Here is a 13,214-nt window from a genome sequence, read left to right as displayed (position 1 = left end):
GCATGTCATTCCCGGTGAGAACCGTGCAGATCGGTTCGACGCCCCACCTGTGGCGATGCACGTCGATGAACTTCACGATCAGCGATGTGGGCGGTCAGCTCCTCCGCGAAAAAGCCGAAGGGGTCTTCAGGATCTCGTTGGCCCGACGAAGCTCACGGTTCTCTTTCTCCAGCTGCCGGATCCGGTCGATATCCGAGACGGTCTGTGTGCCGAGTATCTCGACCTGTCCGACTTCGACTTTCTTCACCCAGTTCCATAGTGCTTCGGGATGCGTTCCGGCCTGCTCGGCGATCCAGCGCAGAGCCGCAGGGCGGGTGGTAGGGTCCTTCCACGCCTCGATCGTCAACCGTGTCCCCGGGTCAGGCAACTCGGGCGGGTACTTCGAGGGTTTGGCCATGCTCGCCATCCTTCCGTGTCATCCACCCTCTATCAAACACGGAACGGAACAGTCAGCGGACGTTCCGGTGGATCATGGAACGGGTCTCCTCCGGCACGATGGTCGTCTCGACACCACCCATCGTGCCGGTCATGGGCCTGATCTTTCATCACCGTCACGGTGGCCACAACCTGATGGCCCACAACAATAGGCCCTGAGCCAAATGAGACCAAGGACCATAATCAAGCCATTGCCTTTTAGTCAGGCGACAGACCGGCCTCCCGTATGCCATGCCCCACGGGGGTATGCTCTACGGCGAACCCGTTACACCTGTTGCCACATTGGTAACTTGACGATAACCATGGAGACTCCCACCTTCTCAGAGTCAACAAAGCCGGGGAGAGCTTGAAGGCAAAGGATCCTATTTTCTGTTATCGTATAAAAGTTTATTATCTACCATTCTAATGCATGAAGACACACCTCTTGCTCTTGAAAAGACGGTGGCGGAATCCGAAGCGCGAGTAACTGGAGAAATATCTCGTATCACAATGGACGACTGTTGATTTGTTACGGTTTGATCATAAATTTGACACCATAATGAAGACAGACAAGACAAATTATTACGGTAAATGGGTTGATGCGTAATATCAAAAATCGTTTGGTAATTAAAAATATTACACTCGTCTTCAGGTATATTTTTTACAATATCCTCATTTGAGCCAACTAAAAATTCTTTAGCGAAGTTCGCAATAGAGCGATTTATTTGACTTGTGTCAGAGGCATTGAGGTAGATGGCTGGGATCATCTTCGTCCAAGAATTGTTATCAAATTGACAGATAACGCTCATGGGACTGGGTATTATTTCTAAACATATATTCTTACTTAATGGAATATAGACTCCCCATTCGTTCGAATTCTTATCAGTAAAGAATAAGGCGAAACCTAGATCAGATGTAATAAACTCCGTTTTTGATTTAATTATACGCCATTTTGCAGCCGTAAAAATTCCACGCCATTCATTTAAAAGGGTAAGTCGCAAATTATTCTTGGTTTCTTTTTTAAATTCATTATTTGACTCGTTACCGATTAGTGCAAGCAGTTCAGGCCTTGCTTCCATCTCGTTATTAATATCTTTCCCTCGCACAAGAATTTGCGCCGCCATATCTACCAAAATTACAAGCCACTCTGAGTAGGAAATACCGCCCCCTTTTTCGCTAATTTTTTCTACTACCTCTCTAAGATTAGACTCCGCCCTGGCCCACTCCGAATCCACATGCCTGTACCCAGTTTGAGAATTGTCGAAATTTGACGTGTACAGATTGTTTTTATAACCAATTGATGCTGCCTTCTTCTCGAAGATCCCTTTATTAAATACCCGCTGCCAAATCTGCCTCTGCCGCCCTGGCCCCTCCGCGATGGCAGAGAAGTTGGAGAGAAGAGTTGCAGGTATAAAGTGATCTTTTGCCATTACTGAACTCCTTACGCATGTCCTGCGTCCCGCATGGCACGCAGCTCCTTCTTCAGGTCGGCCACCTCGTCCCGGAGGCGTGCGGCCAACTCGAACTTCAGCTCCGCCGCCGCGTTCCGCATCTGCTCGTTCATCTGCTCGATGAGCTCCAGAAGATCCTCCGCGGGCGCTGCGGCCAAGCCGTCCTCTCGGATCCTAGCAGCGGCGGCCAGCGCGACGTTGTCCGAGTCACTCTGTGTCGCGGACTTCTTCCCCGCTCCCCCACCGGCACCGGCACCAGCAGCCGAGCCAGCACCAGCGGCCCCGGCCTTCTTCCCCTTGACTGGGGCGGTGTGGTTGTTGGCCGCGGCCCGCATGGCCAGCAGCTCCTTGGTGTCCTCATCCTCCCGGGCCAGCTGGTCCGTGATATCCGCGATCCGCTTGCGCAGCGGCTGCGGGTCGATCCCGTGCTCCCGGTTGTACGCCTCCTGGATCTCCCGGCGTCGATTGGTCTCGTCGATCGCGGTGCGCATCGAGTCGGTGATCTTGTCCGCGTACATGATCACCTCGCCGGACACGTTGCGGGCCGCTCGCCCGATCGTCTGGATCAGCGACGTCGTCGAGCGCAGGAAGCCCTCCTTGTCCGCATCCAGGATCGCCACCAGGGAGACCTCCGGCAGGTCCAGGCCCTCGCGCAGCAGGTTGATGCCCACCAGCACGTCGAACTCCCCCAGCCGCAGGGACCGCAGCAGCTCCACCCGCTTCAGGGTGTCCACGTCCGAGTGCAGGTACTGCACCTTGACCCCGTGCTCCACCAGGTAGTCGGTGAGGTCCTCGGCCATGCGCTTGGTCAGAGTCGTGACCAGCACGCGCTCATCCCGATCGGTGCGCCGGGTGATCTCCTCCAGCAGATCGTCGATCTGATGCCTGGTGGGCTTGACCGTCACCTGCGGGTCCACCAGGCCGGTCGGGCGGATGATCTGCTCCACGTACCCGTCCGCCTGGGACAGCTCGTACTTACCCGGGGTGGCGGACATGTAGATGGTCTGCCCGATCCGCTCCAGGAACTCATCCCACTTCAGCGGCCGGTTATCCAAGGCCGAAGGCAGCCGGAACCCGTGCTCCACCAGGGTGCGCTTGCGGGACATATCGCCCTCGTACATGCCGCCGATCTGCGGCACCGTCACGTGGGACTCGTCGATGATCAGCAGGAAATCATCCGGGAAGTAATCCAGCAGGCAATGCGGGGCGGAGCCGGCCGCGCGCCCGTCGATATGCCGGGAGTAGTTCTCGATCCCGGAGGTGAATCCCATCTGCTCCATCATCTCGATGTCGTAGGTGGTGCGCATCCGCAGCCGCTGGGCCTCGACCAGCTTGTTCTGGCTCTCCAGCTCCTTCAGCCGCTCGGTCAGCTCATGCTGGATGCCGTCGATGGCTTTGGCCATGCGCTCCGCGCCGGCCACATAGTGGCTGGCAGGGAACACGTACATCTCCGTCTCCTCCCGGATCACCTCGCCGGTCAGCGGGTGCAGGGTGTGGATGGATTCGATCTCATCCCCGAAGAACTCGATGCGGATCGCGTGCTCCTCGTACATCGGGATGATCTCCACGGTATCCCCGCGCACGCGGAACGTCCCCCGGTGGAAGTCCACGTCGTTGCGGGCGTACTGCATGTTCACGAACTGCCGCAGCAGGGTATCCCGGTCGATCTCCTCCCCCTGCCGCAGGGTCACCATCTGCCGCACGTATTCCTCAGGCGTACCCAGGCCGTAGATGCAGGAGACGGTGGAGACCACCACGACGTCGCGCCGGGTCAGCAGCGCGTTGGTCGCGGAGTGGCGCAGCCGCTCCACCTCCTCGTTGATCGAGGAGTCCTTCTCGATGAACGTATCCGTCTGCGGGACGTACGCCTCCGGCTGGTAGTAGTCGTAGTAGGAGACGAAGTATTCGACCGCGTTGTTGGGCAGCAGCTCCCGCAGCTCGTTGGCCAGCTGCGCGGCCAGCGTCTTGTTCTGCACCAGCACCAGGGTGGGCCGCTGCACGGACTCGATCAGCCACGCGGCGGTAGCGGATTTGCCGGTGCCGGTGGCGCCGAGCAGGACGATGTCCTTCTCTCCGCCTTCCACCCGCTCGGTGAGCTGTTCGATGGCCTTCGGCTGGTCACCGGCCGGCTGGTATTCAGAGACGACCTCGAAGGGCGCGACGACGCGATGGATCTCCTGCGCAAGACTCATGCGCCCAGCCTACGCCGGATCGCACAGGTGTTCGACGCCGTCCGCTCCCGGCCGACTCTCCGCCCCGCACTCCCGCCCGGACATCTCCCGGACACCCACGCGAAAGGGCCCCTCCCCCACCGCGATCACCCAGATCACAGCGGGAGAAGGGGCCCTCCCTCAGCGGCCCAGCAACAGGTCGGCCGCCTTCTCCGCGATCATGATGGTCGGGGCATTGGTGTTGCCGGTGGGCACCGTCGGCATCACCGAGGCGTCCGCGACGTGCAGGTTCCGCACCCCGTGCACGGCCATACTCCGAGGATCCACCACCGCGTTCCGGTGGGTTCCCATCGCGCAGGTGCCCACCTGGTGGTGGTACGTCACCACGGAGTCCCGCACGTACTCCTCCAACCGATCCGCTGGAATGTTCTCCCCGGGCCACACCTCCCGAGCACCCCACTCCTCGGCGAGCGCGGTCTGCGCCCCGATGGCCTGGCAGTGGCGCACCGAGGCCATGAGCGCCTCGACGTCGGCCCTCACTCCCAGGGCATCCAGGTCGATGATCGCGGGGTCCGCCGGGTCCGGTCCCCTCAGCCGCAGGCGGCCCCGACTCTGCGGTCGGACGAGCCCAGCCATCAGGGTGAAACCCTTCTCCGGTCCGGGCATCTCTCCTGCCCCGTACCCCTCCGAGTACATCGGCACCGAGAAGAAGATCGGCTGCGTATCCGGCACGGCCTGATCCGGGGTGCTCTTGGCGAACAGGTGGACCTCCGCCGGAGCATCGGTGGCTTCCGGCACGGGATGCTCTTCATCGGTGGAGAAGATCACGGGCACCAGCAGGTGGTCGTGCAGGTTCGCGCCGACCCCCGGCAGGTCTGCGAGCACCGGCACGCCGATCTCCTCGAGGTGCTCACGCGGCCCGATGCCGGAGCGAAGCAGGATCTCCGGGCTGCCGATCGCCCCGGCACACAGCACCACCCGCTCGGCCCGCAACTCGCGGATCTCGCCGTCCTGCTCCAGCTCCACCCCGACGGCGCGCCCGCCGTCGAGGATCAACCGGCGTACCACGGCCCCGGTAATAAGGACCAGCCCATCCTGTTCCACCACCGGACGCAGGTAGGCATGCCAGGTGTTGAACCGCTTGCCGTCCCTGATGGTCAGCTGCATCCGAGACACCCCCTCGGGATCCCCGCTGTTGTAGTCGGGGTTCAGCGGGAATCCGGCTTGCTGGGCCGCTACGACCATCGCCTCCTGGATCGGATTGCGCTCGAAGTCCCCTCGCACGTCCAGCAGTCCCTCTCCTCCACGGGTCTCGCTCGCCCCACCGTCGAAGGTCTCGATCTTCCGGAAATACGGCAGGACGTCCTCCCATCCCCACCCGGGGCATCCGGAATAGGCCCAGGCGTCGTAGTCCTGGCGAGCGCCGCGCACCCAGATTCCGGCGTTCAGGGCGTGGGAACCGCCCATGACCTTCCCGCGCGGCAGGTGCAGCCGCCTCCCGTTGGCGCCCGACTGGGGCGCGGTCTGGAAGTCCCAGTCCTGTGCGCTGTGCCAGATCCGTCCCAGGTCCCGGAAGTGGGCGATGTCCGGATTGGTGTCCTGCGCACCGGCTTCCACGAGGGTGACGGTGTGACCTGCGTCGAGCAGACGACGGGTCAGGACGTTGCCGGCGCTGCCCGCGCCGATGATCAGGTACTCGGTCTCCATCGACCTGTCCTCTCTCCTGTGATGCCGCGGTCACCCAGCGGCGCTTCGACGCGACCACGCGAGTGGTCGGGCGGCCTCAGCCGTTGATGACCTGGGGAACAGCCACGTGCTTCAGACCCTCGACGCCGAACTCCACGCCGAAGCCGGAGCTCTTGATCCCGCCGAAGGGGATCCGCGGGTCGATCCCGCCGTGCCCGTTGATCCACACGGTGCCGGCCTCGATGCGGGCCGCGACTTCCCGGGCACGGGCGGGATCGGAGGACCACACCGAGGCACCCAGGCCCACGTCCAGGGCGTTGGCCTGCTCGATCGCCCACTCCAGGTCCGAGTACCGGATGATCGGCAGGGCCGGACCGAACTGCTCCTGCACCACCAGCGGATTCTCCGGATCGATATCGGCCACCAGGGTGGTCGGGTAGAAGAATCCGGGCCGTTCGGCATCCGGGTTCCCACCCAGCAACACGCGGGCGCCGTCCTCCACGGCCGCACGCACCAACCGGTCCACGACGTCGTACTGCGCGCTGTTCTGCAGCGGGCCCAGGACGTTCTGCTCCTCCAGGCCGATCCCCATCGGCTGGGACCGGGCGAATTCCGTGAGGGCCCGGCACACCGGTTCGTACAGGGCATCCGGCACGTACAGACGCTTCAGGGCCGCACAGGTCTGCCCCGTGTTGATGAACGCGCCCCAGAACAGGCCCTCGGCGATGGCCTCCGGGTCCGCGTCCTCCAGGACGATGCCGGCATCATTGCCGCCCAGCTCCATGGTCAGTCGCTTCAGTGTGGGCGCGGAGGCCTCCACGATCTTGCGGCCCGTCGCGGTGGAGCCGGTGAACATGATCTTGTCGATCCCCTCGTGCCGGGAGATCGCCGCCCCCAGCTGCGGCCCACCCGGGACCACCTGCAGCACGCCCTCTGGCAGCACCGAATTCAGCACGTACACCAGGGCCAGCACGGACAGCGGGGTGTGTTCGGAGGGCTTGATCACGACGGTGTTGCCCATCCGCAGGGAGGGAGCGATCTGCCAGATGGAGATCATCATCGGCCAGTTCCACGGGCTGATCGCCCCCACGACGCCGATGGGACGGTAGGTCAGCGTCGCACGGGTCTGGCCATCGTCGACCACGACCTCCTCCCCCAGCTCGAAACCGGCCGTCGCCCGCGTCCAGGCGGAGCAACCCCCGACCTCGAAGCGGGCGTTGGGCCCGTTCAGCGGCTTGCCCTGCTCGCGGGAGAGCAGTTCCGCCAGCGGCTCGGTCGCCCGCTCGATCGCCTCCGCTGCCGCCACCAGCAGCTCACACCGATCAGCCTCAGAACGAGCGGACCATTCCCGCTGCGCCTGACGGGCCGTCGCCACGACGCGATCCAGGTCATCCTCATCCAGCTGGGGCGCGTATCCGATCAATTCCTCCGTGGCCGGATCATGCACAGGCACGGCGCGCGGAGCCCGGGCTCCGGCATCGACGGCGCTCAGCAGCTCAGTGTAGGTGGTGGGAACGGTGCTCATAGGGACTCCCGAGGACTCGACGACGATTGGCTAGTGTGGTGCACAGCACTATTCCAGCGGGGACGAACCCTGCCTTGCTCTCTCGTGCACGGGACTTGGCACAGCGCGCACCCCTCGACCGCCCCGGAAGGAGGCCCCGTGGTCCTGCATGATCTGGCGCAGTGGCGAGCCCTAATCTCGCGATCCTTCGCCCCGCTGCGCATCACCGCGGATGAGCAGACGTTCCGCGCCGGGCTGCGCGAGGTCGCCCTCGGAGACGTGCACCTGTTCGAGATGGCCACAGGACCCCACCGGGTGGAGCGCGCCCGGGACCTCATCGATCCACACGCGCGCCCAGCCTGCAAACTCAGCCTGCAGCTGTCCGGTACAGCCGTGCTCACCCAGGATGACCGGGCATGTCGCATCGGCCCAGGGGACCTCGCCCTGTACGTCACACAGCGGCCCTATCTGCTGGAGTACGAGCGCGGAGAGCAGCACAGCCTGGTCATCCAGTTCCCGCAGTCCTTCGTACACATCGCCCCGGACCTCATCGGTGAGATCACCGCGACCCGCGTCAGCCGCTCGGAGGGTCTGGGGCGGGTCGCGGTGCCGCTGTTCGAGCAGCTGGCGCACAACCTGGACGTGCTCTCCGGAGCGCACGCGATGAACCTGGTCCGCTCCGCCCTGGACATGCTGGTCACCGTGCTCTCCTCAGAGACGAGCAGCGTCCCGGAGAATCCCCTCTTCCAGCAGGCGGTGGCGTACATCGAGGACCACCTGGCGGAGGAGGATCTGGGACCACAGGCCATCGCGACGCACCTGTACGTCTCCGTGCGGCAGCTGCACGCGCGCTTCGCCGCGGAGGACCACACGGTGGCGGCGTACATCCGCGAGCGTCGTCTGGAGGCAATCCGTCAGGCCCTGGGGGATCCGCTGGCTCGCACCGAATCGGTCTCGGCCATCGGCTCCCGCTGCGGCATCCCGGATGCCTCGCATCTGTCCAAGGCTTTCCGCGCACAGTTCGGGGAGACACCGAGCGCGTATCGAACCCGCGTCCTCGCCGCGCCTGAATCCTCTTCCTGAACGGATAGCAGATGGCGGGGTCCGGACTCAGCTCAGTTCACGGATCAGCCGGTGCGCGGTCTCCAACCCCATCTCGATGGCCCCATCCACCACGACGCCGCGCCAGCCCCTGGCCCAGTCCGCTCCGGAGAAGCGCAGGCGGGTCCCGGTCTCCCGGAAGTGGTGCCAGCCGTCGGTGAACTGGCCCTTCCGCAGGGTGGCCCAGGCCTGACCGGACCAGCGGTCGGCGACCCAGTCGTGTCCGGTGCAGTCCAGCACGCGCAGGTCCGGTCGCCACTGGTCGAGGATGGCCTGACCCGTGGCAGGGTCCTCCAGGTCCACCCGTGTGTGGTCGGACCCGAAGACCACGCAGATGGTGCTGCCGTCGTCCAGGAAGTACTCGCTGCGCAGCATCGCGGCCGTGTGCGGCTGGGGCGCGTAGCCGAAGATGTTGTGGTGGCCCTCCACCTTGACCCACGCCTTGAAGCCGGTGGAGTTCCACCCGGTCTCGATGGTGCGGCGCATGCCCTCCGGCAGGGCCGGTTCGAAGCGGATCCCGGCCAGCGCCCCGACGGGCACCGTCATCACGACGGCGTCGGCCTCCAGGACCTCCCCGTCCGCCAGACCCACCCGGGCCCCGGTCGTGTCGTGGCGGACCGAGACCACCTCCGTGCTCAGTCGGATCGAACAGCGCAGGTCCGCGGCGATGCTCTCGTAGATGCCCCGCATCCCGTGGGTCAGCTTGTACCGGAGAGTCTGCGCATCCAGCAGCGGCAGGCTGTGATCCGAGAGGGCGATCCACTGGTTGGCCATCAGCGATGACCCGTTATTGGGATCTCCGATGTATCCGGCGGACCAGTAGGCCTCGCACAGGTCAATCTCCTCCTGGGTGAAGTCTCCCTCCCGCAGCACGTCCAGGGGTCCGCGTTGGTCCGCCGCGCGGAAGGCCTCGGGAAGCTCGGGTAGGCCGGTGTAGTCCTCGGAGAGCACGTACAGGGGGTCGTAGGGGTTGGGGAAGAAGGCTCGGGCGTCGTCGAAGATCGCGGACATCGGCCGGGTGATCTTCGTGTCGATGTCAGCTTCGGTGCCTTCGCGCACCTGGCCTCCGGTGATCCAGTAGGCGCGATCGGTGATCGGGCTGGGATAGATGGTCTGTCCGTACCGGGTGATCTCGGCCCAGACGTGCGGTTGCATCCAATGCACCCACGTGGCGCCGAGCTCCAGCGTGTGGCCCATCCTCTCCTGGGTCCAGGCCCGTCCCCCGATGCGATCGCGGGCTTCGAGGATCTCGACGTCGAACCCGGCGGTCTGCAGCTCGCGGGCTGCGATCAGCCCGGAGAATCCGGCGCCGACGACGATGACGTGTGCGGTGCTCATTGATGACTCCTTCGGTGGGGTTGTCTCTCAGCGAGAGGTGGGAAGGTCGACGGGCTGAATGTGATGGTCCAGATCCTGCAGACCGGCGAAATCCTCCGGTCTGCGCCGACGCAGGATCTCCGCCCAGATCCAGCCGAGAACGCCCGAGCTGAGGATGATCGTCGGCATGACGATCACCAGCGGGGTGGGACCATCTGCGCCGATCATCAGGTCGAAGTTCGCGAGGATCAGCCCGAAGACGGTGAGCAGGCCGAGGGCGGCCAGGGTGGGCGCGATGATCCTCGCCAACGGACCGTGCCCCTCCGGGTTGCGGTGGAACCAGGCGATGACGGCCACGGAGGTCACGGCCAGCAGGAACACCAGGCCGAAGGCCGCCGCGTTGGTCAACCAGGTGAACAGAGTGATCACCGGGAACAGCTCACCCAGGGGAGATCCGGTTCCCACCACTGCGAAGACCGCGATGACGATGATGGCGAGTGAGGACTGGGCCAGTGATCCCCAGATCGGGGCGCCGGAGCGCCCAGAGGCTCCGAGGCGCGACGGCAGGACGCGCGAGCGACCGAGGGCGAAGAAGTATCGAGCCGCGGCGTTGTGGAAGGCGATCAGCGCAGCCAGTAGACTGGTGATGAACAGCAGATTGGCCAGCACGGACAGCGGTTCCGAGTGCTGCGCAAGCCACAGGAACACCAGGTCCGGGCCTTCCTCTGCGGAGCGGGAGAGGATCATGCTCGGGCCCACACCCATGGCCAGGGCCCAGGCGGAGAAAGCGTAGAACACAGCGATCACACCGACGGCGATGTAGGTGGCGCGGGCCACGGTGCGCCGCGGGTCTTTGGCTTCCTCGGAGTAGATCGCTCCTGACTCGAAGCCCATGAAGGCGGCGATCGCGAAGGCCAGCAGCACCCCGATGCCGTGGGCGAAGAACTGACCCGGTTCGAGGGTCTGCGCGGAGATCCCTTCCGGCGCGGTACCCAGGGAGAGTACGCAGACCACGATGACCACCAGGAACTCCAGGGCCACGAGCACCCCGAGCACCTTGGCGGACAGGTCCACGCTGCGCACACCCAGAACTGCGACGACGGCCCATCCGAGCAGGGCGCTGAGCCACCAGGGCAGGCTGATCCCCATCGTCGCGATGAAGGCGCTCAGCGCGAAGCCGAACATCCCGTACAGCCCGATCTGCATCATGTTGTACGAGACCAGCGCCAACACGGCAGCGGCGATGCCCTGCCGGGGTCCGAGTCCTTCACCGATATAGGCGTAGAAGGCGCCGGCGTTCTGGATGTGCGAGCTCATCGCCCCGTATCCGACGGCGAACAGAGCCAGGATGACTCCCAGGGCCAGGTATCCCAGGGGCACTCCGAGCAGTCCGGAGACCGCGAAGTTGGTGGGCACTCCCCCGGCGAGCACCGTCAGCGGGGCTGAGGCGGCGATGATCATGAACACCAGTGCCGTGGTGGACAGATGCCGGCGAGCAAGCCCCGGAGTGTGCGGCAGGTCCTGCCGTTCTGGGTGCTCGGTGATGGCGGTCATGGTGGGCTCTCCTGAGGACGGCGGATCGTCTCCCCACTGTGCTCCCTGCCATAGCCGGCAGGCTTGTCCCTGAGTGCGCTGGGATTGGCCTCACGTGAACTCACCCATGCGAAAGGGCCCCCTCCCCCACCGCGATCACACGGATCGCGGCGGGAGAAGGGGCCCTTCCAGACCGGCTTGCCTCACCCGCGCTCGCGCGGCTCCACCGTCTGCTCGGCACCGGTCACGACATCGTCGGCCGGGACCTCCCCGGCGCCCGTGCCCTCGGCCAGCTCCGCGGCCTCATCCGCGCCGCCCTCGGTGCGCTGGCGGCGGATCTCCTGGTAGGTGTTCGGCACCAGGGATTCGTACTCGGGGGCGGTGGTCTCGTCGTACTCGGGGTGGATGGAGTACTCCTGCACGCTGGCGTAGTCCTCCTGGGCGCGGCGCCGGTACTCCTCCACGGGTAGCACCTGCTTCCACTGGCGGGTGCGCAGCGGCGGCAGCTCCCCGGCGTCCTCCTTGAAGGCCCGCACGATCATCCACGCCTGCACGAAGGTCAGGATGAACACCGGCAGGCCGATGATGATCACCACGTTCTGCAGGGCATCCAGCCCCAGCTCCCCGGCGAACAGCAGGATGGAGGCGGCCACCAGCCCGATGGACACGGTCCAGAACACCCGCTGGCGGATCGGGGACTCGTCCTCGTGCCCGTTGGCCATGGAGTCCATGACGATGGAGGCGGAGTCGATGGAGGTGACGAAGAAGATGAAGATCAGCACGATCGCCACCACCGCGACCACCGGCAGGAACGGGAAGTTGCCGAGGAACTGGAACATGGCCCCGGGGATGTCCCCCTCGGCCACGACGGTGTGCACCAGGCCGCCCTCGCCGTGCATCTCGATGTCGAAGGCGTTCATCCCGAAGATCCCGACCCACACCATGGTGAAGGCGGTCGGCAGGACCACCACGCCCAGCACGAACTGACGGATGGTGCGGCCCTGGGAGATCTTGGCCAGGAACAGCCCGACGAACGGCGCCCAGCAGATGGTCCACGCCCAGTAGAACACCGGCCACTGCCCCAGCCACCCGGTGTTGGCGAAGGTGTCGTTGAAGAACATCATCTTCGGCAGGATGTACAGGAAGTTGCCCACGGACTCCACGACGCCGCGCAGCGCGAACATGGTGGACCCGGCCATGAGGATGAACAGCAGGAACGCCATCGCCAGGATGATGTTGAAGGTGGACAGCCGCTTCACGCCCTTGTCCATGCCGTTGAGCACCGACGTCAGGGCCACCGCGGTGATCAGCGCGATGATCACCGCCTGCATCCAACCCGCCACCGGCAGCCCGTACATGATGCTCACCCCGGAGTTCAGCTGCAGCGCACCCAGACCCACGGACACGGCGATGCCGAACACGGAGGCGATCAGGGAGATGACGTCGATGGTCTTGCCCCAGGGGCCGTGGATCCCGTCGCCCAGCAGCGGCTGGAAGGACGAGGACACGCGCGGGGGCAGGCGCCGCTTGTACGTGAAGTACCCGAAGCCCAGCGCCGGCACGGTCAGCAGCACCCACACGCCCAGGCCGATGTGGAAGTCCGCGATGGACAGCGCGTCCAGGGCGGCCTCCTGGCTGCCGGGTTCGACGCCGTCGTAGGGCGGGCGGGCGAAGTGCGTCAGCGGCTCCGCGGCACCCCAGAACATCAGGATCGCGCCGACGCCGGCGGCGAAGGTCATGCCGAACCAGGCCAGGGTGGAATGCTGCGGCTCGGAGTCATCCGGGCCGAGCTTGATCCGGCCGAAGCGGCTGACGCAGACGTAGACGAGGAACAGGGCGCACAGGGCCGTGCCCAGGACGTAGAACCAGCCCAGGTACGTCAGGATCCACCCGGAGACCGCACCGAACACGTCGATCATGGTCTGGGGGAAGGCGATGGTCGCCGCGGAGAACAGGAGGATGAACGCGGCGGCCGGGAAGAAGATCCCCGGGGTGGTCTTCAGACCGAGGCGTCGATGCATCGAGTGAAGCATCCGA

At 64.7% G+C, this 13,214-nt stretch carries 9 protein-coding genes; 1 reads left to right on the top strand and 8 read right to left on the bottom strand.

Features of this window, described 5'->3' with window-relative positions; genetic code table 11:
- Window positions 1-94 precede the first annotated feature (94 nt).
- From I6G21_RS08710 to I6G21_RS08690, 5 genes are all read right to left on the bottom strand, one after another.
- Window positions 95-397, bottom strand: a complete 303-nt coding sequence (locus I6G21_RS08710; RefSeq protein ID WP_165869973.1) for a transposase — start codon at window positions 395-397, stop codon at window positions 95-97.
- A 400-nt stretch (window positions 398-797) separates the two neighbouring features.
- Entirely contained in the window at window positions 798-1,844 is a 1,047-nt protein-coding gene (locus tag I6G21_RS08705) for a DUF4238 domain-containing protein (RefSeq protein ID WP_129357550.1), read from the bottom strand.
- An 11-nt stretch (window positions 1,845-1,855) separates the two neighbouring features.
- On the bottom strand, window positions 1,856-4,057 hold the full coding sequence (gene uvrB / locus I6G21_RS08700; protein WP_129357551.1) for an excinuclease ABC subunit UvrB: 2,202 nt from the start codon (window positions 4,055-4,057) through the stop codon (window positions 1,856-1,858).
- Between the two features lie 159 nt (window positions 4,058-4,216).
- Window positions 4,217-5,743, bottom strand: coding sequence for a GMC family oxidoreductase (locus I6G21_RS08695; RefSeq protein ID WP_129357552.1), 1,527 nt, complete (start codon window positions 5,741-5,743; stop codon window positions 4,217-4,219).
- A 76-nt stretch (window positions 5,744-5,819) separates the two neighbouring features.
- The gene (locus tag I6G21_RS08690) at window positions 5,820-7,247 is read right to left on the bottom strand and encodes an aldehyde dehydrogenase family protein (protein ID WP_061225446.1); all 1,428 of its coding nucleotides are present in this window, start codon (window positions 7,245-7,247) and stop codon (window positions 5,820-5,822) included.
- A gap of 138 nt (window positions 7,248-7,385) precedes the next feature.
- Between I6G21_RS08690 and I6G21_RS08685 the strand changes: the two genes are divergently transcribed.
- Window positions 7,386-8,309, top strand: coding sequence for an AraC-like ligand-binding domain-containing protein (locus I6G21_RS08685; protein WP_232238437.1), 924 nt, complete (start codon window positions 7,386-7,388; stop codon window positions 8,307-8,309).
- 27 nt (window positions 8,310-8,336) lie between these two features.
- Here the strand turns inward: I6G21_RS08685 and I6G21_RS08680 are convergent, their stop codons facing one another.
- The 3 genes from I6G21_RS08680 to I6G21_RS08670 all read right to left on the bottom strand — a co-directional run bounded on the left by I6G21_RS08680 (window position 8,337) and on the right by I6G21_RS08670 (window position 13,210).
- Window positions 8,337-9,665: an NAD(P)/FAD-dependent oxidoreductase gene (locus tag I6G21_RS08680; RefSeq protein WP_061225448.1), complete on the bottom strand. Its 1,329-nt coding sequence runs from the start codon at window positions 9,663-9,665 to the stop codon at window positions 8,337-8,339.
- A 27-nt stretch (window positions 9,666-9,692) separates the two neighbouring features.
- Window positions 9,693-11,198 carry an APC family permease gene (locus tag I6G21_RS08675; protein ID WP_129357554.1) on the bottom strand — a complete coding sequence of 502 codons (1,506 nt, stop codon included), beginning with the start codon at window positions 11,196-11,198 and terminating at the stop codon, window positions 9,693-9,695.
- Window positions 11,199-11,380: 182 nt separating this feature from the next.
- The gene (locus I6G21_RS08670) at window positions 11,381-13,210 is read right to left on the bottom strand and encodes a BCCT family transporter (protein ID WP_129357555.1); all 1,830 of its coding nucleotides are present in this window, start codon (window positions 13,208-13,210) and stop codon (window positions 11,381-11,383) included.
- Window positions 13,211-13,214: the final 4 nt, after the last annotated feature.

Source organism: Rothia kristinae, assembly GCF_016028855.1.
GTDB classification, from domain to species: Bacteria; Actinomycetota; Actinomycetes; order Actinomycetales; family Micrococcaceae; genus Rothia; species Rothia kristinae.
Note: the sequence above shows the minus strand (reverse complement) of the source record. Positions and strands in the feature narration are given on the sequence as shown.

Excerpts from the sequence above, each read along its gene's own strand:
- I6G21_RS08710 (WP_165869973.1), bottom strand. The coding sequence starts at position 397 with ATGGCCAAACCCTCGAAGTACCCGCCCGAGTTGCCTGACCCGGGGACA.
- I6G21_RS08705 (WP_129357550.1), bottom strand. The coding sequence starts at position 1,844 with ATGGCAAAAGATCACTTTATACCTGCAACTCTTCTCTCCAACTTCTCT.
- uvrB (WP_129357551.1), bottom strand. The coding sequence starts at position 4,057 with ATGAGTCTTGCGCAGGAGATCCATCGCGTCGTCGCGCCCTTCGAGGTC.
- I6G21_RS08695 (WP_129357552.1), bottom strand. The coding sequence starts at position 5,743 with ATGGAGACCGAGTACCTGATCATCGGCGCGGGCAGCGCCGGCAACGTC.
- I6G21_RS08690 (WP_061225446.1), bottom strand. The coding sequence starts at position 7,247 with ATGAGCACCGTTCCCACCACCTACACTGAGCTGCTGAGCGCCGTCGAT.
- I6G21_RS08680 (WP_061225448.1), bottom strand. The coding sequence starts at position 9,665 with ATGAGCACCGCACACGTCATCGTCGTCGGCGCCGGATTCTCCGGGCTG.
- I6G21_RS08675 (WP_129357554.1), bottom strand. The coding sequence starts at position 11,198 with ATGACCGCCATCACCGAGCACCCAGAACGGCAGGACCTGCCGCACACT.
- I6G21_RS08670 (WP_129357555.1), bottom strand. The coding sequence starts at position 13,210 with ATGCTTCACTCGATGCATCGACGCCTCGGTCTGAAGACCACCCCGGGG.